The following is a 19,500-nucleotide window of genomic DNA, read 5'->3' on the forward strand; positions in this document are numbered from 1 at the left end:
CGATTCAGGGGCTTTTTGCTATCTGGCGTCCACCAATGCCCCTGTGGGAGCGAGCTTGCTCGCGATGACGCCTGCACATTCAACATCTATATGACTGGCACACCGCATTCGCGAGCAAGCTCGCTCCCACAATGGATTAATGCGACCTCAGGGCATTCGGTTTTCCGAACAAGACCCATCAGTCAGTTCGGCCAGCCGGATAAACAACCGGCAAATAAACCTGAAACAAAACATTAATTACTTTATAAAACATATAGTTAACCTGTATCGACTGGCCTGGCACGAGTCATGCTCTACACTCCTTCGAGACGAATGCCTGCATGCCAACACAACAGGAGCTGCCAGGCGTTTCGAAGCACTCAGGGCCGACGTACCGGCTGAAATAAAAAAAACAATGTCGAGGAAACATCGATGCGCATCGTTCCCCATCTTCTGGGCGCAGCCATTGCTGCCGCTCTGATCAGCACCCCGGTTTTCGCCGCCGAACTGACCGGCACGCTGAAAAAGATCAAAGAGTCCGGCGTCATCACGCTTGGGCATCGCGACGCTTCCATTCCGTTCTCCTACATCGCAGACGCTTCCGGCAAGCCGGTGGGCTACTCCCACGATATCCAGCTGAAAGTCGTCGAAGCACTGAAAAAAGACCTGGACCTGCCGAACCTGCAGGTCAAGTACAACCTGGTGACCTCGCAAACCCGCATCCCGCTGGTGCAGAACGGCACCGTGGACCTGGAGTGCGGCTCCACCACCAACAACGTCGAGCGTCAGCAACAGGTTGATTTCTCCGTCGGCATCTTCGAGATCGGCACCCGCCTGCTCTCCAAGAAAGACTCCAAGTACAAGGATTTCGACGATCTGAAGGGCAAGAACGTCGTGACCACCGCCGGCACCACCTCCGAGCGCCTGCTCAAGGCAATGAACGCCGACAAGCAGATGGGCATGAACGTCATCTCTGCCAAGGACCACGGCGAGTCCTTCCAGATGCTGGAATCGGGCCGGGCCGTCGCGTTCATGATGGATGACGCCCTGCTGGCCGGCGAAGCGGCCAAGGCCAAGAAGGCCGACGACTGGGCCGTCACCGGTACACCACAGTCCTACGAGATCTACGGCTGCATGATGCGCAAGGGCGACGAGCCGTTCAAGAAAGCGGTCGACGACGCCATCAAGGCGACCTATGCCTCGGGCGAGATCAACAAGATCTACGACAAGTGGTTCACCCAGCCCATCCCACCGAAAAACCTGAACCTGAACTTCCCGATGAGCGACGAGCTCAAGGCATTGATCGCCAATCCGACCGACAAAGCGGCTGACGACAAGAAGTCCTGATTTTTCTGACTAACCTTATCTCCTGAAGGGGCCCCGCCCTTTCAGGGGATGGTCACTCCCTGCTGGCATATCTGGAAACACTCGAGGCGGTGGTTGTCGAGCCGATCGCGTGTGCCTGGCCTTTACAGGCCAGGACGGGAACGGAGCTTCCCCAGGCGGGCATTTGCACATCGAACGATCTGAGGGGAGACCCTAATGAATTACAACTGGGACTGGGGCGTGTTCTTCAAGTCCACCGGCGTGGGCAGCGAGACTTATCTCGACTGGTACATCGCCGGCCTGGGCTGGACCATCGCCATCGCCGTCGTCGCCTGGATCATCGCCCTGATGCTGGGCTCTATCCTGGGCGTGATGCGCACCGTGCCGAACCGGCTGGTGTCGGGCATCGCCACCTGCTACGTGGAGCTTTTCCGCAACGTGCCGCTGCTGGTTCAGCTGTTCATCTGGTACTTCCTGGTGCCCGACCTGCTGCCCGAAAACCTGCAGGAGTGGTACAAGCAGGACCTGAACCCGACCACCTCGGCCTACCTGAGCGTCGTCGTGTGCCTGGGGCTGTTTACCGCCGCCCGGGTCTGCGAACAGGTGCGCACCGGTATCCAGGCGCTGCCGCGCGGCCAGGAATCCGCTGCCCGCGCCATGGGCTTCAAGCTGCCGCAGATCTACTGGAACGTGCTGCTGCCTCAGGCGTATCGGATCATCATTCCGCCGCTGACCTCGGAATTTCTCAACGTCTTCAAGAACTCCTCCGTGGCCTCGCTGATCGGCCTGATGGAACTGCTCGCGCAGACCAAGCAGACCGCCGAGTTCTCCGCCAACCTGTTCGAAGCCTTTACCCTGGCGACGCTGATCTACTTCACCTTGAACATGAGCCTGATGCTGCTCATGCGCATGGTCGAGAAGAAAGTCGCGGTGCCCGGCCTGATCTCCGTGGGGGGTAAATGATGGAATTCGATTTCAGCGGTGTCGTCCCGGCCATTCCCGGCCTGTGGAATGGCATGGTGATGACCTTGAAACTGATGGCCCTGGGTGTCGTCGGCGGGATCATCCTGGGGACGATCCTGGCGTTGATGCGCCTGTCCCACAACAAACTGATCTCCAACATCGCCGGCGCGTACGTCAACTACTTCCGCTCGATCCCGCTGCTGCTGGTCATCACCTGGTTCTACCTGGCGGTGCCGTTCGTGCTGCGCTGGATCACCGGCGAAGACACGCCGATCGGGGCCTTCGGCTCCTGCGTCGTGGCCTTCATGATGTTCGAGGCGGCGTACTTCTGCGAAATCGTGCGCGCCGGCGTGCAGTCGATCCCCAAGGGCCAGATGGGTGCGGCCCAGGCCCTGGGCATGAACTATGGCCAGACCATGCGCCTGATCATCCTGCCCCAGGCGTTCCGCAAGATGACCCCGCTGCTGCTGCAGCAGAGCATCATCCTGTTTCAGGACACCTCGCTGGTCTACACGGTCGGCCTGGTGGACTTCCTCAATGCTTCGCGGGCCAATGGCGACATCATCGGCCGCTCCAATGAGTTCCTGATCGTCGCAGGTCTCGTGTACTTCACAATCAGCTTTGCCGCCTCGCTGCTGGTCAAGCGTCTGCAAAAAAGGTTCGCCGTATGATCTCTATCAAGAACATCAACAAGTGGTATGGGGACTTCCAGGTACTGACCAATTGCAGCACCGAGGTCAGCAAGGGTGAGGTCGTGGTGGTGTGCGGCCCTTCGGGTTCGGGCAAGTCCACGCTGATCAAGTGCGTGAACGCCTTGGAGCCATTCCAGAAAGGCGACATCGTGGTCGACGGCACCTCCATCGCCGACCCGAAGACCAACCTGCCGAAATTGCGTTCGCGGGTGGGCATGGTGTTCCAGCACTTCGAGCTGTTCCCGCACCTGACCATCACCGAAAACCTGACCATCGCGCAGATCAAAGTGTTGGGCCGCAGCAAGGAAGAAGCCACCAAGAAAGGCCTGCAACTGCTCGAGCGCGTCGGCCTGTCGGCCCATGCCCATAAGCACCCGGGCCAGCTCTCCGGCGGCCAACAGCAGCGCGTGGCGATTGCCCGGGCCCTGGCGATGGACCCGGTGGTGATGCTGTTTGACGAACCCACCTCGGCCCTCGACCCGGAAATGGTCAACGAAGTGCTCGACGTGATGGTGCAACTGGCCCACGAAGGCATGACCATGATGTGCGTGACCCACGAAATGGGCTTCGCCCGCAAAGTGGCGAACCGGGTGATCTTCATGGACCAGGGCCAGATCATCGAAGACTGCAAGAAAGAAGAGTTCTTCGGCGACATCAGCGCCCGCTCCGAACGTGCGCAGCACTTCCTTGAGAAAATCCTGCAGCACTAAGCGTCGCCTTCTTTTAGACGCGCTTGCTCTTGTGGCGAGGGAGCTTGCTCCCGCTGGGTCGCGCAGCGACCCCAAACCGGTAAATGCATTGCATCTGGCACACCGCACGAACCGTTTTGCGACTGCTTCGCAGCCGAGCGGGAGCAAGCTCCCTCGCCACAGAGCCGCGTCGAAGGACGACCGCAGCACACTGGTTGACCCAAGGCTTCTGTGATGAAATGCGACCCCACCCTCTATCGCGCCGCGCCGCCATCACTTGCCGTGAAACCTCGCCTGATCCGCCACCTGTTCCTACCGCCGCTGATCATCGCGTTGATGATCGGCCTAGGCTATCTCGGCTTCTGGATCAGCGAACACTATGGCGTGCGTGGCCTTGCCGAGAACGGCGAGCGCCAGCTGGAGCTGCATGCCCGGGCGGTGGAGAGTGAAATCAGCAAGTACACCTACTTGCCGAGCCTGCTGGAGCTTGAATCGAGTGTCTCGACGCTGCTCGACGACCCGACACCCGAGCACCGCAAGACCGTCAACGAATACCTCGAAGGCCTGAACCGGCGCAGCCGCAGCCGGGCCATCTACGTGATGGACACGACCGGCCGCGTCATGGCCACCAGCAACTGGCGCGACGTCGACAGTTACCTGGGTGAAGACCTGTCCTTTCGCGCCTATTTCCAGAACGCCGTGCGCGGCCAGCCGGGTCGCTTCTATGGCATTGGCAGCACCAACGGCGAACCTGGCTACTACCTGGCCCACGGCCTGGAAGAACAGGGCAAGATCATCGGCGTCGCCGTGGTCAAGGTGCGCCTCGAAGCCATGGAGGAACGCTGGCAGCGGGCACGCCTGGAAGCGTTCGTCAGCGATGAGAACGGCATCATCATCTTGTCCAGCGACCCGGCGCGGCGGCTCAAGTCCGTGCGTCCCTTGAGCGACGAGACCAAGGAACGCCTGGCCCGCAGCCTGCAATACTACTGGTTCCCACTGAACGAACTGGTGCCTCTGGCCCGGGAGCGCCTGGCCGAAGGCATGGAGAAACTGACCTTCCCGGCCAACACCGAACTGGTGTCCGACGAACGCGCCATCAGCTATTTGTCGCAGACCCGGCCGCTGAGCGACACGCCGTGGAACTTCACCCTGTTGACGCCGCTGGAAGACCTGCGCCGCCAGGCGATCAACCAGGGCATCCTGGTGGCCGTGGCCTTCGCCCTGGTGGCGTTCCTGCTGATCGCCTGGAACGAACGGCGCAAGGTCATCGCCACCCGCCTCGCGGCCCGGGAAGCCTTGCAGGAAGCCAACAGCCAGCTCGAACGTCGGATTACCGAACGCACCACCGACCTGCGCGCCAGCAACGAACGGCTCAAGAGCCAGATCCGTGAGCGTCGACAGGCCGAAGAGACCCTGCGCCGGGCCCAGGACGAACTGGTCCAGGCCGGTAAGCTGGCGGCCATCGGCCAGATGTCCACCAGCATCGCCCATGAACTCAACCAGCCGCTGGCGGCCTTGCGCACGTTGTCTGGCAATACCGTGCGCTTTCTCGAACGCGGGCAACTGGACATCGCCAGCACCAACCTCAAGACCATCAACGAATTGATCGACCGCATGGGGCGCATCACCGCCAGCCTGCGCGCCTTTGCCCGACGGGGCGACGATCAGGGCCGGGCGAGCCTGGGCAAGGCCGTCGAGGCCGCGCTGCAATTGCTGGGCGGGCGCCTGGAAAACCGCAACATCCAGATCCACAACGGCTACGCCGACGTCCAGTTGCAAATCGACCAGACGCGCCTGGAGCAGATCCTGGTGAACCTGATCGGCAACGCCCTGGATGCCATGCAGACGCAGCCCGAGCCACAACTATGGCTCGACGGTGAAAGCAGCCACGGCAAGTACCGCCTGCGGGTGCGGGACAACGGCCATGGCATCGACCCCGAAGCCCGCAAGCATTTGTTCGAACCCTTCTTCACCACCAAGCCCGGCGAACAGGGCCTGGGCCTGGGACTGACGCTCTCGGCGAGCCTGGCCGCCGCCGCGGGCGGGCACCTGGGCGTCGAATTCCCGGTCGAACGTGGCACCACCTTCGTCCTCAGTTTACCGTTGGTAAGCCTTCCCCCAGCCGAGCAACCATGAACAACGACCTGAGCGTACTGATCGTCGAAGACGACCCCCACGTCCTGCTGGGTTGCCAGCAGGCCCTGAGCCTGGAAGACATCCCGTGCATCGGCGTGGGCAGCGCCGAAGAAGCCTTGGAACAGGTGGGCGATGATTTTGCCGGCATCGTCATCAGCGACATTCGCCTGCCGGGCATCGACGGCCTGGAACTGCTGACCCGTCTCAAGGCTCGGGACAGTCGCTTGCCGGTGGTGTTGATCACCGGCCACGGCGACATTTCCATGGCCGTCGGCGCCATGCAGAAAGGCGCCTATGACTTCATGGAGAAACCCTTCTCCCCCGAACGCCTGGTGGACGTCGCCCGGCGCGCCCTGGAACAGCGCAGCCTGGCCCGCGAAGTGTCATCGCTGCGCCGCCAGTTGGCCGAGCGCGACTCCCTGGAAGGCCGTATCATCGGCCGCTCGCCGGCCATGCAGCACCTGCGCGAACTGATCGCCAATGTCGCCGACACCTCGGCCAACGTGCTGATCGAAGGCGAGACCGGCACCGGCAAGGAACTGGTCGCCCGCTGCCTGCATGATTTCAGCCGGCGCCACGGCAAACAGTTCGTCGCGCTCAACTGCGGGGGCCTGCCGGAGAACCTGTTCGAAAGCGAGATTTTCGGCCATGAAGCCAATGCCTTCACTGGCGCCGGCAAGCGCCGGATCGGCAAGATCGAGCATGCCGATGGCGGTACGCTGTTTCTCGATGAAGTGGAAAGCATGCCCCTGCCCCTGCAAATCAAGTTGCTGCGGGTGTTGCAGGAACGCACCCTCGAACGGCTGGGCTCGAACCAGAGCGTGGCGGTGGACTGCCGGGTGATTGCCGCGACCAAGTCCGACCTGGACGAAATGGGCCGTGCCGGCCAGTTTCGCAGCGACCTGTATTACCGCCTCAACGTGGTGACGCTGGAACTGCCGCCCCTGCGCGAGCGGCGCGAAGACATCCTGCAACTGTTCGAACATTTCCTCCAGCAATCGTCCCTGCGTTTCGACCGCACGGTGCCGCAGCTGGATAACCAGACCCTGTCGAACCTGATGAGCCATGATTGGCCGGGCAACGTGCGCGAATTGCGCAACGTCGCCGAGCGCTATGCCCTCGGCCTGCCTGCCTTCAAGAAAACCGGTGCCAGTAGCGGCGGCCAGAGCCTGGCCTTCGCCGAAGCGGTGGAAGCGTTCGAACGCAACCTGTTGGTGGACGCCCTGCAACGCAGCGGCGGCAACCTGACCCAGGCCAGCCAGGAACTGGGGATGGCCAAGACCACCCTGTTCGACAAAGTCAAAAAATATGGCCTGAGCCATTAACAACGGGGCAATGACCTGTGGACCTGATTTTCAAGGCGGCGCTGGGGGCTGCCGTGGTGGTGATCCTGGCGATGCTCGCCAAGACCCGCAATTACTACATCGCCGGGCTGGTGCCGCTGTTTCCCACCTTTGCCTTGATCGCCCACTACATCGTCGGCAAGGGCCGCTCGGTGGACGACCTGAAGACCACCATCGTGTTTGGCATGTGGTCGATCATTCCGTATTTCGTGTACCTGGCGACCCTGTATGTCATGGTCGACCGGATGCGCCTGGAAGCATCCCTGGCGGTGGCGGCGGTGGCGTGGCTGATGGCCGCCACGGTGCTGGTCAGCGTCTGGGTAAGGGTTCACGGCTGAGGGCACAAGCGTGCCTTATCTCCCCTGTGGGAGCGAGCTTGCTCGCGAAAGCCGGGGGATCAGTCGACGCATCTGTTGGACAGGCCCGGCCTCTTCGCGGGCAAGCCCGCTCCCACACATTGATCGTTGGCGAGCACAGGATGTGTGTTCACCATAGATCCCTTGTGGGAGCGGCGAATCAATAACCGACGGTGAACCGCGTCCGCGAAAACTGCGGCGTCTGCACTTCGTCGATCATCGCGATGGCGTAGTCGGCGAAACTGATCCAACTGCGGCCTGCCTCGTCGAACAGCAAGTGATCCTTGCCAAGGCGAAAGTGCCCGGTGCGCTCGGTCTCGACGAACTCCGCCGAAGGCGAAAGGAACGTCCAGTCCAGGTCCTGCTCTTGGCGCAGCACGTCCAGGAACAAGGCTCCGGCCGTGGCTTCGGCGAGGTATTCCTCGGGGAAACCATCGCTGTCGATCACCCGGCTGTTGTCCGGCAGCAGCAGCGAGCCGGCCCCACCCACCACCAGCAGGCGCTTGACCCCCGCCGCTTTCAACGGCGCGATGATCTTGTCGGCCGGTACGGTGGCAAAGTGCGCGGCACTGATCACGGCATCGTGACCGGCAACGGCGGCGGTCAGCGCTTCGCTGTCCAACACATCCAGGGATTGGCTGACCACGCCAGGCCTGTCACCGATGCTTGCCGTGTTGCGGGCAATGGCTGTCACGCTGTGGCCACGGCGCAAGGCTTCTTCCAACAGTTGGCTGCCAGCACGACCGGTGGCGCCGATGATTGCGATCTTGCTCATGATGTTCTCCAGTGATTACTCATAGATACCGGGCATGCAACCCCTTGTGGCGAGGCAGCCAAGCTGATTGATTGCGGCAAAGGTGTCATCGGCCGTCAGGCACTCACCACTTCATTTCCCCCTTGGCCACCTTGGCACTGAGCTCGAGCGAGCTGTCTTCGCCCAGGTCCGGGTAGCGTTGTTTCATGGCGGCGATCAGGGCGGCGGCGTCTTTGGCGCGAGCGGTTTCTTCGTCGAAAGCCTTGATGTAGCCGGCGGTGAACTTGACCGACGCCACGGAGCGGGTGCTCTCGCCCAGGTAATGGCCGGGGATCACGCTGCGCGGCTGCAGCTTCTCGATGCTGTCCAGGGTCGCCAGCCAATCCTGATGGGACTGCGGCGTCTGGGTGTCGGCCATCCAGACATGGATGTTCTCGGCCACCACCACGCCCCCGACCACGGCCTTGATCGATGGAATCCAGACGAAACTGCGCTCCGGTTGCGGGCCATCCAGGCCGATGACCTGCAAGCGCTTGCCCTCCAGGGTCAGGCTGTCGCCCTTGAGCACCTGGGGCACGATGGCGTTGTCGGGTGCATCAGCCTTCAGGATCGGCCCCCAATATTTCAGCTTGCCGTCCATCGTGTGCTTGATGTGTTCGACGGTCGGCTGGGTGGCCAGCACCTTGGCCTCGGGGAAAGCGGCCGTCAGGGTCTGCAAACCAAAATAGTAGTCGGGATCGCCGTGGCTGATGTAAATCGTGGTCAGTCGCTTTCCGCTGGCGCGGATTTTTTCCACGACCTGCTCGGCCTGGGATTTACCGAACTGGGCGTCGACCAGGATGGCGTCGTGCTCGCCACTGACCAACACCGAGGACACCGGAAAGACCGCCGCGGCGCCAGGGTTGTAGACATCGAGTGTCAAGTCGGCCGCCCAGCTATGGGCCGCGAACGCCAGGGATGCGGTCGCCAGCAACAGGCGCTTGAGTGGGGTGAATCCGGTCATGCTGTACTCCGTTGTCCAAAAGCCCGTAGGCATTGAGACGAAGCTTAGTAGTCTGACTCGTCCTAAAAAATGCGATGATTCAACATAGTTTGTTTCTGAAAACGGGCAAATCATGGATCGTCTTCAAGCAATGCAGGTGTTCGTCACCGTGGTGGACCTGGGCAGCCAGTCGGCGGCGGCCGAGCACCTGGACCTGTCGCGACCGGTGGTGTCGCGGTATCTGGCGGAGCTGGAAGACTGGGTCGGCGCCCGACTGATGCACCGCACCACCCGCAAGCTGAGCCTGACAGCCGCCGGCACGGAAATCCTGCCGCGCTGCCGGCAGATGCTGGAGCTGTCCGGCGACCTGCAAGCGGCTGTCAGCAAGCCGGACGACGCACCACGGGGCCTGCTGCGCATCAGCACCAGCACCTCCTTTGGCCAGGCCCAACTGACCAAGGCCATGGCCGAGTACGTCAAGCGCTACCCCGGGGTGAGCGTCGACCTGCAGATGCTCGATCGCACCGTGAACCTGGTGGACGAGCGCATCGACCTGGCGATCCGCATGAGCAACGACCTGGACCCGAACCTGATCGCCCGCCGCCTTACGGTGTGCCGCTCGGTGATCTGCGCCTCGCCCGGTTACTTGCAGGAACACCCGACACCCCAGCGGGTCGAGGACCTGAGCCAGCACAACTGCCTGACCCACGCCTACGTGGGCAAGAGCCTCTGGCATTTCGAGCAGGACGGCGAGCAGGTCTCGGTGCCGGTGCAGGGCAATATCAGCAGCAACGAAGCCACCACCCTGTTGCAGGCGGCCATGGCAGGCGCCGGCGTGGCCATGCTGCCCAGCTATCAGGCCGGCCCCCACATCAGGCGCGGCGAGCTGGTACGCCTGGTGCCCCATGCCGAGCCGCGGCAAATGAACATGTACGCGGTCTACGCCTCACGCAAGCACATGCCCTCGGCACTGCGCAGCCTGCTGGATTTCCTGGTGCAGAAATTTCCCGAGACGCCGGAGTGGGATGTGGGGTTGTAAGCCGTGTCAGCCTCACCGAACACGTTGTGGGAGCGGGCTTGCTCGCGAAGGCGTCGTATCCGCAAAACATAGGTTGACTGATACGCCGCTTTCGCGAGCAAGCCCGCTCCCACAGGGGCCCGGTACGCCTCAAGTGCCGCGGCAGGATTCCACCAACCGCCCGCCCCAAGGCATACTTGCCACCCTCCATACGCCAGAACCCTAAGCCGCCCCATGCGTATCCACGTCAGTTTCATCGACCGCGTCGGCATCACCCAGGAAGTCCTGGCCTTGCTCGGTGGGCGCAATCTCAACCTGGATGCCGTGGAGATGGTGCCGCCCAACGTCTACATCGACGCACCGACCCTCAGCCCGCAAGTGCTGGACGAATTGCGTGACGCCTTGTTCAGCGTGCGGGGCGTGCAGGCGGTGACGGTGGTGGACATCCTGCCGGGCCAGCGCCGGCACTTGCAGCTCGATGCCCTGCTGGCGGCCATGACCGACCCGGTGCTGGCCCTGGACAGCGCCGGCAATGTGCTGCTGGCCAACCCCGCGCTGATTGCCCTGTACGGTCGGGAGCCGGCGGGGGAAAGCGTGACCGAGCTGTTCGGCGACGAGGCGCTGCTCAGCACGTTGCTGGAGAACGGTTTTCGCCTGCCACTGCGGGAAATCACCCTCAATGGCCAGACCCTGCTGTTGGACGCCACCCCTATCACCGACGCCGGCGCCCTGCTGACGCTCTATCCGCCGAACCGCATCGGCGAACGCTTGTCGGCGCTGCATCACGACCACGCCGAAGGTTTCGACGCATTGCTCGGCGAATCCCCGGCAATCCGCACCCTCAAGGCCCGGGCCCAACGGGTCGCGGCCCTCGACGCACCGTTGCTGATCCAGGGCGAAACCGGAACCGGCAAGGAACTGGTGGCCCGCGCCTGCCACGCCATCAGCGCCCGTCACAGTGCTCCATTCCTGGCCCTGAACTGCGCCGCGTTGCCGGAGAACCTGGCCGAGAGCGAACTGTTCGGCTATGCCCCCGGAGCCTTCACCGGGGCGCAACGGGGCGGCAAGCCGGGGCTGATGGAACTGGCGAACCAGGGCACGGTGTTTCTCGACGAAATCGGCGAGATGTCACCGTACCTGCAAGCCAAGTTGCTGCGGTTCCTCAACGATGGCAGCTTTCGCCGGGTGGGGGGCGATCGCGAGATCAAGGTCAACGTGCGGATCCTCAGCGCCACTCACCGCAACCTGGAAAAAATGGTCAGTGAAGGCTCGTTCCGCGAGGACCTGTTCTATCGCCTCAACGTGCTCAACGTCGAAGTCCCGCCGCTGCGAGAGCGCGGCCAGGACATCCTGCTGCTGGCCCGTTACTTCATGCAGCAGGCCTGTGCCCAGATCCAACGCCCGGTCTGCCGCCTCGCCCCCGGCACGTACCCGGCGCTGCTGGGCAATCGCTGGCCGGGCAACGTGCGGCAATTGCAGAACGTGATCTTCCGCGCCGCCGCCATCTGCGAAAGCAGCCTGGTGGACATTGGCGACCTGGACATCGCCGGCACCTCTGTCGCGCGCCAGGGCGACGTGGAGGTCGAGAGCCTGGAACAAGCCATGGAAGCCTTCGAGAAACACCTGCTCGAAAGCCTCTACATCAACTACCCTTCGACCCGCCAGCTCGCCAGCCGCTTGCAAACCTCCCACACCGCGATCGCCCACCGGTTGCGCAAGTACGGGATTTCCAACAAGCCCTAGCTTGACTCGGTCCCTGTGGGAGCGGGCTTGCCCGCGAAAGCGGTGTGTCAGTCGACGTCAACCTGGCTGGCACACCGTCTTCGCGAACAAGCCCGCTCCCACAGGGTTCTGAGTCGTGGTCGAAATTGCGCCAAAAGCGACCTCTACCTGTACTGAAAGCGCTACAGTGGAACGATATCGCTACATCAAGCGGTAAGCTGCGCTGGATAAGGCTTTGATCCGGCAATGATTTTATCCAGGCATGCAGCTGTAGCGATTTCGCTACAGCGTCACCGCTCAACGCCGCCTCAATCCCCCTCAAATCATTGATCCATAAGCCCTTTTAAACATTGGCCGCATTCTTGCTATGGGTATAGCCATTCGGCCGGGCCAAGTCCCGCGCCTTTCTTCGCGTCCACCAGACGAATCTGGCCCCAGGAGTTTCCATGAGCGAGTTGCGTTTCACTGAAGATCACGAATGGCTGCGCACCGAAGCCGACGGCAGCGTTACAGTCGGCATCACCGCGTTTGCCCAGAACGCCTTGGGCGATGTGGTCTATGTTCAGTTACCGGAACTGCAAACCTACGCCAAGGGGGCTGAAGCCTCGACCGTGGAATCGGTGAAGGCCGCCAGCGGTGTCTACATGCCATTGGACGGTGACGTGCTGGAAGTCAACCCGGCCCTGGAAAGCAATCCGGAACTGGTCAACGAAGATCCGCTGGGCGAAGGCTGGTTTTTCCGCTTCACGCCGGCCAATCCCGCTGAAGTTGGCCAACTGTTGGATCAGGATGCCTACGACCGCCTGATCAAAGCCAACGCCCAAGCCTGAGGAGCGCCACATGACCGTTAATCTGGGCACCGCCAACGAATTCATCGCCCGTCACATCGGCCCACGGGCCAGCGACGAGCAAGCCATGCTAGAGCGCCTGGGCTACGACTCCCTGCAAGCCCTGAGCGCCAGCGTGATCCCTGAAAGCATCAAGGGCACCAGCGTGCTGGACATGGGGGACGGCCAGAGCGAAGCCGACGCACTGGCGTCGATCAAGGCCATCGCCAGCAAGAACCAACTGTTCAAGACCTACATCGGCCAGGGCTACTACAACTGCCACACGCCGGCACCGATCCTGCGCAACCTGCTGGAAAACCCGGCCTGGTACACCGCCTACACCCCGTACCAGCCAGAAATCTCCCAGGGCCGCCTCGAAGCACTGCTGAACTTCCAGACCCTGATCAGCGACCTCACCGGCCTGCCGATCGCCAACGCTTCCCTGCTGGACGAAGCCACTGCCGCCGCCGAAGCGATGACCTTCTGCAAGCGCCTGAGCAAGAACAAGGGCAGCAACGCCTTCTTCGCTTCCGTACACAGCCATCCGCAAACCCTCGACGTGTTGCGCACCCGTGCCGAGCCCCTGGGCATCGACGTGGTGGTCGGCGACGAACGCGAACTGAGCGACACCAGCCAATTCTTCGGCGCGCTGTTGCAATACCCGGCCAGCAACGGTGACGTGTTCGACTACCGCGCCCTGACCGAGCGTTTCCACGCCAGCAACGCCTTGGTCGCCGTCGCGGCCGACCTGCTGGCCCTGACCTTGCTGACCCCGCCGGGTGAATTCGGCGCCGACGTCGCCATCGGCAGCGCCCAGCGCTTTGGCGTGCCACTGGGCTTCGGTGGCCCACACGCGGCCTATTTCTCCACCAAGGACGCTTTCAAGCGCGACATGCCGGGCCGTCTGGTCGGCGTTTCCGTGGACCGTTTCGGCAAGCCGGCCCTGCGCCTGGCGATGCAGACTCGCGAACAACACATCCGCCGCGAGAAAGCCACGAGCAACATCTGCACCGCCCAGGTGCTGCTGGCCAACATCGCCAGCATGTACGCCGTGTACCACGGTCCCAAGGGCCTGGTGCAAATTGCCAATCGCATCCACCACCTGACCGCAATCCTCGCCAAAGGCCTGGGCGCGCTAGGGCTGAGCGTCGAGCAAGAGAGCTTCTTCGACACCCTGACCTTGCGCACCGGCGTGCAAACCGCAGCCCTGCACGACAAGGCCCGCGCACAGCGCATCAACCTGCGTGTGGTCGACGCGCAGCGCCTGGGCCTGTCCCTGGACGAAACCACCAGCCAGGCGGACGTCGAAGCACTGTGGAACCTGTTGGCCGACGGCAAGGCCCTGCCGGACTTCGCCGCCCTGGCCGCCTCGGTGCAAAGCCGCATCCCGGCCGAGCTGGTGCGCCAGTCGCCGATCCTCAGCCACCCAGTGTTCAACCGCTACCATTCCGAAACCGAGCTGATGCGCTACCTGCGCAAGCTCGCCGACAGGGACCTGGCCCTGGATCGCACCATGATCCCCCTGGGTTCCTGCACCATGAAACTCAACGCCGCCAGCGAGATGATCCCGGTGACCTGGGCCGAGTTCGGCGCCCTGCATCCGTTCGCCCCGGCCGAGCAGAGTGCCGGTTACCAGCAACTGACCGATGAACTGGAAGCCATGCTGTGCGCCGCCACCGGTTACGACGCGGTGTCGCTGCAACCCAACGCCGGTTCCCAGGGTGAGTACGCCGGCCTGCTGGCGATCCGGGCCTATCACCAGAGCCGTGGCGAAGAGCGCCGCGACATCTGCCTGATCCCATCCTCGGCCCACGGCACCAACCCGGCCACTGCCAACATGGCGGGCATGCGCGTGGTGGTCACCGCGTGCGATGCCCGTGGCAACGTCGACATCGAAGACCTGCGCGCCAAGGCCATCGAACACCGCGAACACCTGGCCGCGCTGATGATCACGTACCCGTCCACCCACGGCGTGTTCGAGGAAGGCATCCGCGAAATCTGCGGCATCATCCATGACAACGGCGGCCAGGTGTACATCGACGGCGCCAACATGAACGCCATGGTCGGCCTTTGTGCACCGGGCAAGTTCGGTGGCGACGTGTCGCACCTCAACCTGCACAAGACCTTCTGTATTCCTCACGGCGGTGGCGGCCCAGGTGTCGGCCCGATCGGCGTCAAGTCGCACCTGGCGCCGTTCCTGCCGGGCCACGCGAACATGGACCGCAAGGAAGGCGCGGTGTGCGCGGCGCCGTTCGGCAGCGCGAGCATCCTGCCGATCACCTGGATGTACATTCGCATGATGGGTGGCGCCGGCCTCAAGCGCGCTTCGCAGCTGGCGATCCTCAACGCCAACTACATTGCCCGCCGCCTGGAAGAACACTACCCGGTGCTCTACACCGGCAGCAACGGCCTGGTGGCCCACGAATGCATCCTCGACCTGCGCCCGCTCAAGGACAGCAGCGGCATCAGCGTCGATGACGTGGCCAAGCGCCTGATCGACTTCGGCTTCCACGCCCCGACCATGTCGTTCCCGGTGGCCGGCACGCTGATGATCGAACCGACCGAAAGCGAATCCAAGGAAGAGCTGGACCGCTTCTGCGACGCCATGATCTGCATCCGCGAAGAAATCCGCGCCGTGGAAAATGGCAGCCTGGACAAGGACGACAACCCGCTGAAGAACGCCCCGCACACCGCGGCGGAGCTCGTCGGCGAGTGGACCCACCCCTACAGCCGCGAGCAAGCGGTGTACCCGGTGGCCTCGTTGATCGAAGGCAAATACTGGCCGCCCGTGGGCCGGGTCGACAACGTGTTCGGCGACCGCAACCTGGTGTGCGCTTGCCCGTCGATCGAAAGCTACGCTTAAGAAGCAGCGACAAGTGACAAGCCGCAAGCTGCAAGTAAGAGCCACTCGGCTTTTAACTTGCAGCCTGTAGCTTGAAGCTCGTAGCTGCTCCCCCAGGAGCCCCCTATGTCGTTAAGCGTGTTCGACCTGTTCAAGATCGGTATCGGCCCTTCGAGCTCCCATACGGTCGGCCCCATGCGTGCCGCTGCCCGTTTTGTCGAGGGGCTGCGCCGTGATGATTTGCTTGAAAACATCACCAGCGTCAAGGTCGAGCTCTATGGTTCCCTCGGCGCCACCGGCAAGGGCCACGGCAGCGACAAGGCCGTGCTGCTGGGCCTGGAAGGTGAGCACCCGGACACCGTGGACACCGAGACCGTCACCGCCCGCCTGCAGGACATCCGCAGCAACGGACGCCTGAATCTGCTCGGCCAACACCCCATCGAATTCAATGAAAAGCTGCACCTGGCAATGATTCGCAAGCCGCTGGCCTTCCACCCCAACGGCATGATCTTCCGCGCGTTCGACGCCGCCGGGTTGCAAGTGCGCAGCCGCGAGTACTATTCGATCGGCGGCGGTTTTGTCGTCGACGAAGGCGCCGCCGGCGCCGACCGGATCGTCGAGGACGCCACGCCCCTGACCTTCCCGTTCAAGAGTGCCAAGGACCTGCTGGGCCATTGCAGCACCTATGGCCTGTCCATCAGCCAGGTCATGTTGACCAACGAAAGTGCCTGGCGCCCCGAAGCCGAAACCCGCGCCGGCCTGCTGAAGATCTGGCAAGTGATGCAGGATTGCGTGGCGGCCGGTTGTCGCAACGAAGGGATCCTGCCCGGCGGGTTGAAGGTCAAGCGGCGGGCAGCGGCGTTGCACCGTCAACTGTGCAAGAACCCGGAAGCGTCCCTGCGCGACCCACTGTCGGTGCTGGACTGGGTCAACCTGTACGCCCTGGCGGTCAACGAAGAAAACGCCTACGGCGGACGCGTGGTCACTGCACCCACCAACGGTGCGGCGGGGATCATCCCGGCCGTGCTGCATTACTACATGCGCTTCATTCCGGGTGCCAACGAAGACGGCGTGGTGCGATTCCTGCTGACCGCCGCCGCCATCGGCATCCTGTACAAGGAAAACGCATCCATCTCCGGGGCCGAAGTCGGTTGCCAGGGTGAAGTCGGCGTCGCCTGCTCCATGGCCGCCGGGGCGCTCTGCGAAGTGCTGGGCGGCACCGTGCAGCAGGTGGAAAACGCCGCCGAAATCGGCATGGAACACAACCTCGGCCTGACCTGCGACCCCATCGGTGGCCTGGTGCAGGTGCCGTGCATCGAGCGCAACGCCATGGGCTCGGTGAAAGCCATCAACGCGGTGCGCATGGCGATGCGCGGCGACGGGCACCACTTCGTCTCCCTCGACAAGGTCATCCGCACCATGCGCCAGACCGGCGCCGACATGAAAAGCAAATACAAGGAGACCGCCCGCGGCGGTCTGGCGGTCAACATCATCGAATGCTGACGCGTGCTTCCCTGCCCTCTACCTCTTCCAGGAGCTGATATGTCCACCGAACCACTGCGCAAGACCCCGCTGCACGCGCTGCACCTCGAACTCGGCGCCCGTATGGTGCCGTTCGCCGGCTACGACATGCCGGTCCAGTACCCGTTGGGCGTGATGAAAGAACACCAGCACACCCGCGACCAGGCCGGGTTGTTCGACGTGTCCCACATGGGCCAGATCCGCCTGAGCGGCGCGGGTGCCGCCAAGGCCCTGGAGACCCTGGTGCCGGTGGACATCATCGACCTGCCGGTGGGCATGCAGCGCTACGCCATGTTCACCAACGAGCAAGGTGGGATCCTCGACGACCTGATGGTGGCCAACCTGGGCAACGACGAACTGTTCCTGGTGGTCAACGCGGCCTGCAAGGACCAGGACCTGGCCCACCTGCGCAACCATATCGGCAACCAATGCACCATCGAGCCTTTGTTCGAAGCGCGCGCCTTGCTCGCTCTGCAAGGCCCCGCCGCCGTCACCGTGCTCGCACGCCTGGCGCCAGACGTGGCGAAGATGACCTTCATGCAATTTCAGCGTGTCACGTTGCTGGGCGTGGAGTGCTTCGTCAGCCGTTCCGGCTACACCGGTGAAGACGGCTTCGAGATCTCCGTACCCGCCGCCGACGTGGAAACCCTGGCCCGCGCCCTGCTGGCCGAGCCGGAAGTCGCCGCCATCGGCCTCGGCGCCCGTGACTCCCTGCGCCTGGAAGCCGGCCTGTGCCTTTACGGCCATGACATGAACACCGAGACCACCCCGATCGAGGCGAGCCTGCTGTGGGCCATTTCCAAGGTTCGACGTGCCGATGGCGCCCGTGCCGGTGGCTTCCCCGGCGCTGAGACCGTGTTTGCCCAACAACAGGGCACAGTGAAGCGTAAACGCGTGGGCCTGCTGCCCCAGGAACGCACACCGGTGCGCGAAGGCGCTGAGATCGTCAACGAGGCGGGCGAGACGATCGGAACCGTATGCAGCGGCGGTTTCGGCCCGACCTTGGGCGGCCCGTTGGCCATGGGTTACCTGGACAGTGCCTATGTCGCGCTGGAGACGCCTGTCTGGGCCATTGTTCGTGGGAAAAAGGTGCCTTTGCTTGTAAGCAAAATGCCATTTGTTGCACAACGCTACTATCGCGGATGATTGACTGTTTCTATAAGTAACGCGATTGCGTTATACGTGCACTAATGTGTAACGCAATCGCCATAAAAAGGTGCATCTAATTGTCGCGGGCATCTTGCTTATAACAGTCAAGAAGTACCCAACTCGCCTTTCGAATAAGCCCACGCCAGCGAAGCGCTTAAATGCCAGCAACGTGAGCAAATACGGGCCCCTCAGGGGGGGTTGTTTTTTTGTTGGTGGTTGGCGTAGAGTTTGGCCACTGTGTTTGCATGGGTCGCTTGGAATCGTGACCTGGGCAGTAGCTTATGAAGTTCGCTACATCCCGCTCGACGTCTCTTACTTTCCTGCAACCCAGCCCCAGTACTCTTTCATGTGAAAGAGGCTGTCATCAATTTTAGCGTCAAGGAAATAAGAAAATGTCGAATCGTCAGAGCGGTACCGTCAAGTGGTTCAACGACGAAAAGGGTTTTGGTTTTATCACCCCTGAAAGCGGTCCGGATCTGTTCGTGCACTTTCGCGCGATCCAGGGCAACGGCTTCAAGACCCTGAAAGAAGGCCAGAAGGTCACTTTCGTTGCGGTGCAAGGCCAGAAAGGCATGCAGGCTGACGAAGTACAAGCAGAAAGCTAATTTTCTGAAATGAAAAAGCCCCTGATTGATATCAGGGGCTTTTTTATGGGCGCAATTCCGTAGAATGCCTTCTTTTTTTCCGAGGCCACCATGCCCAAGCACCTGCTCAATCCCCAGGGCGACTTCCCTCCCGTCGGCCTGGGCCGTCGCCTGGCGGCGATGTTCTATGACTTCCTGCTGTGCACGGCGCTGTTGATCGTCACCAGTGGCGCCTACAAGATGATCCAGATGGCAATCATCGGCGAAGAGAAGATGCGCGCCCTGACCGAAGCCGGCACGCTGGACGGTGACCCGTTGCTATCCACCGTGCTGCTGTTCGTATTGTTCGGTTTCTTCGCCAAGTTCTGGACCCACAACGGCCAGACCCTGGGCATGCAGGTATGGTGCATTCGCGTGCAGAACGCCGATGGCACGGCCATCAGCCTGTGGCAGGCACTGTTGCGCTTCGTGGTGTCGATTGCGTCATGGCTGCCGCTGGGGCTGGGCTTCATCTGGGCGCTGTTCGACAAGCGCAAGCGCAGCTGGCATGACATCTACTCGGACACGCAACTGGTTCGGATTCCGAAGAAGACCCGGTAACAGCGGCGCTTTGTCAG

Annotated in this window: 17 protein-coding genes; 15 read left to right on the forward strand and 2 right to left on the reverse strand. The window is 62.5% G+C overall.

What is annotated here, in order from left to right; translation table 11 throughout:
• The first annotated feature begins 411 nt into the window (after positions 1-411).
• The 7 genes from KI241_RS21120 (at position 412) to KI241_RS21150 (ending at position 7,466) form a co-directional block, all read left to right on the forward strand.
• On the forward strand, positions 412-1,326 hold the full coding sequence (locus KI241_RS21120; protein ID WP_042730392.1) for a glutamate/aspartate ABC transporter substrate-binding protein: 915 nt from the start codon (positions 412-414) through the stop codon (positions 1,324-1,326).
• Between the two features lie 195 nt (positions 1,327-1,521).
• A complete protein-coding gene (locus KI241_RS21125; protein ID WP_042730391.1) occupies positions 1,522-2,268 on the forward strand; it encodes an amino acid ABC transporter permease in 747 nt (248 codons plus the stop codon).
• The gene (locus KI241_RS21130) at positions 2,268-2,939 is read left to right on the forward strand and encodes an ABC transporter permease subunit (RefSeq protein ID WP_042730390.1); all 672 of its coding nucleotides are present in this window, start codon (positions 2,268-2,270) and stop codon (positions 2,937-2,939) included. The genes KI241_RS21125 and KI241_RS21130 overlap by 1 nt, the downstream gene beginning before the upstream one ends.
• A complete protein-coding gene (locus tag KI241_RS21135) occupies positions 2,936-3,670 on the forward strand; it encodes an amino acid ABC transporter ATP-binding protein (RefSeq protein ID WP_003204983.1) in 735 nt (244 codons plus the stop codon). Before KI241_RS21130 ends, KI241_RS21135 begins: the two co-directional genes overlap by 4 nt.
• Before the next feature lie 213 nt (positions 3,671-3,883).
• Positions 3,884-5,785, forward strand: a complete 1,902-nt coding sequence (locus tag KI241_RS21140; protein WP_053145850.1) for an ATP-binding protein — start codon at positions 3,884-3,886, stop codon at positions 5,783-5,785.
• Positions 5,782-7,110, forward strand: a complete 1,329-nt coding sequence (locus tag KI241_RS21145; RefSeq protein WP_212802960.1) for a sigma-54 dependent transcriptional regulator — start codon at positions 5,782-5,784, stop codon at positions 7,108-7,110. Before KI241_RS21140 ends, KI241_RS21145 begins: the two co-directional genes overlap by 4 nt.
• 26 nt (positions 7,111-7,136) lie before the next feature.
• On the forward strand, positions 7,137-7,466 hold the full coding sequence (locus tag KI241_RS21150; protein ID WP_170862026.1) for a GlpM family protein: 330 nt from the start codon (positions 7,137-7,139) through the stop codon (positions 7,464-7,466).
• Between the two features lie 178 nt (positions 7,467-7,644).
• On the opposite strand, the gene KI241_RS21155 is transcribed toward KI241_RS21150, so the two are convergent.
• Positions 7,645-8,259 carry an NAD(P)-dependent oxidoreductase gene (locus KI241_RS21155; protein WP_042731005.1) on the reverse strand — a complete coding sequence of 205 codons (615 nt, stop codon included), beginning with the start codon at positions 8,257-8,259 and terminating at the stop codon, positions 7,645-7,647.
• 103 nt (positions 8,260-8,362) lie between these two features.
• Entirely contained in the window at positions 8,363-9,241 is an 879-nt protein-coding gene (locus KI241_RS21160; protein ID WP_047736620.1) for an MBL fold metallo-hydrolase, read from the reverse strand.
• Between the two features lie 112 nt (positions 9,242-9,353).
• Between KI241_RS21160 and KI241_RS21165 the strand changes: the two genes are divergently transcribed.
• The 8 genes from KI241_RS21165 (at position 9,354) to KI241_RS21200 (ending at position 19,483) form a co-directional block, all read left to right on the forward strand.
• Positions 9,354-10,259 carry a LysR family transcriptional regulator gene (locus KI241_RS21165; RefSeq protein ID WP_047736622.1) on the forward strand — a complete coding sequence of 302 codons (906 nt, stop codon included), beginning with the start codon at positions 9,354-9,356 and terminating at the stop codon, positions 10,257-10,259.
• A 213-nt stretch (positions 10,260-10,472) separates the two neighbouring features.
• Positions 10,473-11,981 carry a sigma-54-dependent transcriptional regulator gene (locus KI241_RS21170; protein WP_212802961.1) on the forward strand — a complete coding sequence of 503 codons (1,509 nt, stop codon included), beginning with the start codon at positions 10,473-10,475 and terminating at the stop codon, positions 11,979-11,981.
• Between the two features lie 425 nt (positions 11,982-12,406).
• The gene (gene gcvH / locus KI241_RS21175) at positions 12,407-12,790 is read left to right on the forward strand and encodes a glycine cleavage system protein GcvH (RefSeq protein ID WP_042731001.1); all 384 of its coding nucleotides are present in this window, start codon (positions 12,407-12,409) and stop codon (positions 12,788-12,790) included.
• Between the two features lie 10 nt (positions 12,791-12,800).
• Positions 12,801-15,650 (forward strand): aminomethyl-transferring glycine dehydrogenase, encoded by a 2,850-nt coding sequence (gcvP, locus tag KI241_RS21180; protein ID WP_212802962.1) that lies wholly within the window; start codon positions 12,801-12,803, stop codon positions 15,648-15,650.
• Positions 15,651-15,755: 105 nt separating this feature from the next.
• On the forward strand, positions 15,756-17,132 hold the full coding sequence (locus KI241_RS21185; RefSeq protein WP_212802963.1) for an L-serine ammonia-lyase: 1,377 nt from the start codon (positions 15,756-15,758) through the stop codon (positions 17,130-17,132).
• A gap of 39 nt (positions 17,133-17,171) precedes the next feature.
• Positions 17,172-18,296: a glycine cleavage system aminomethyltransferase GcvT gene (gcvT, locus tag KI241_RS21190; RefSeq protein ID WP_123578454.1), complete on the forward strand. Its 1,125-nt coding sequence runs from the start codon at positions 17,172-17,174 to the stop codon at positions 18,294-18,296.
• A 395-nt stretch (positions 18,297-18,691) separates the two neighbouring features.
• Positions 18,692-18,904, forward strand: a complete 213-nt coding sequence (locus KI241_RS21195) for a cold-shock protein (RefSeq protein WP_042728773.1) — start codon at positions 18,692-18,694, stop codon at positions 18,902-18,904.
• 90 nt (positions 18,905-18,994) lie between these two features.
• A complete protein-coding gene (locus KI241_RS21200) occupies positions 18,995-19,483 on the forward strand; it encodes an RDD family protein (RefSeq protein WP_123578455.1) in 489 nt (162 codons plus the stop codon).
• Positions 19,484-19,500: the final 17 nt, after the last annotated feature.

Source organism: Pseudomonas sp. Cab53, from assembly GCF_018325965.1.
GTDB classification, from domain to species: domain Bacteria; phylum Pseudomonadota; class Gammaproteobacteria; order Pseudomonadales; family Pseudomonadaceae; genus Aquipseudomonas; species Aquipseudomonas chlororaphis_E.

What these genes read in the sequence shown, in the direction of transcription:
- KI241_RS21160 (WP_047736620.1), bottom strand. Translation starts at nt 9,241, where the DNA reads ATGACCGGATTCACCCCACTCAAGCGCCTGTTGCTGGCGACCGCATCC.
- KI241_RS21135 (WP_003204983.1), top strand. Translation starts at nt 2,936, where the DNA reads ATGATCTCTATCAAGAACATCAACAAGTGGTATGGGGACTTCCAGGTA.
- KI241_RS21145 (WP_212802960.1), top strand. Translation starts at nt 5,782, where the DNA reads ATGAACAACGACCTGAGCGTACTGATCGTCGAAGACGACCCCCACGTC.
- KI241_RS21120 (WP_042730392.1), top strand. Translation starts at nt 412, where the DNA reads ATGCGCATCGTTCCCCATCTTCTGGGCGCAGCCATTGCTGCCGCTCTG.
- KI241_RS21195 (WP_042728773.1), top strand. Translation starts at nt 18,692, where the DNA reads ATGTCGAATCGTCAGAGCGGTACCGTCAAGTGGTTCAACGACGAAAAG.
- KI241_RS21140 (WP_053145850.1), top strand. Translation starts at nt 3,884, where the DNA reads ATGAAATGCGACCCCACCCTCTATCGCGCCGCGCCGCCATCACTTGCC.
- KI241_RS21125 (WP_042730391.1), top strand. Translation starts at nt 1,522, where the DNA reads ATGAATTACAACTGGGACTGGGGCGTGTTCTTCAAGTCCACCGGCGTG.
- KI241_RS21165 (WP_047736622.1), top strand. Translation starts at nt 9,354, where the DNA reads ATGGATCGTCTTCAAGCAATGCAGGTGTTCGTCACCGTGGTGGACCTG.
- gcvP (WP_212802962.1), top strand. Translation starts at nt 12,801, where the DNA reads ATGACCGTTAATCTGGGCACCGCCAACGAATTCATCGCCCGTCACATC.
- KI241_RS21185 (WP_212802963.1), top strand. Translation starts at nt 15,756, where the DNA reads ATGTCGTTAAGCGTGTTCGACCTGTTCAAGATCGGTATCGGCCCTTCG.
- KI241_RS21200 (WP_123578455.1), top strand. Translation starts at nt 18,995, where the DNA reads ATGCCCAAGCACCTGCTCAATCCCCAGGGCGACTTCCCTCCCGTCGGC.
- KI241_RS21130 (WP_042730390.1), top strand. Translation starts at nt 2,268, where the DNA reads ATGGAATTCGATTTCAGCGGTGTCGTCCCGGCCATTCCCGGCCTGTGG.
- KI241_RS21155 (WP_042731005.1), bottom strand. Translation starts at nt 8,259, where the DNA reads ATGAGCAAGATCGCAATCATCGGCGCCACCGGTCGTGCTGGCAGCCAA.
- KI241_RS21170 (WP_212802961.1), top strand. Translation starts at nt 10,473, where the DNA reads ATGCGTATCCACGTCAGTTTCATCGACCGCGTCGGCATCACCCAGGAA.
- gcvH (WP_042731001.1), top strand. Translation starts at nt 12,407, where the DNA reads ATGAGCGAGTTGCGTTTCACTGAAGATCACGAATGGCTGCGCACCGAA.
- gcvT (WP_123578454.1), top strand. Translation starts at nt 17,172, where the DNA reads ATGTCCACCGAACCACTGCGCAAGACCCCGCTGCACGCGCTGCACCTC.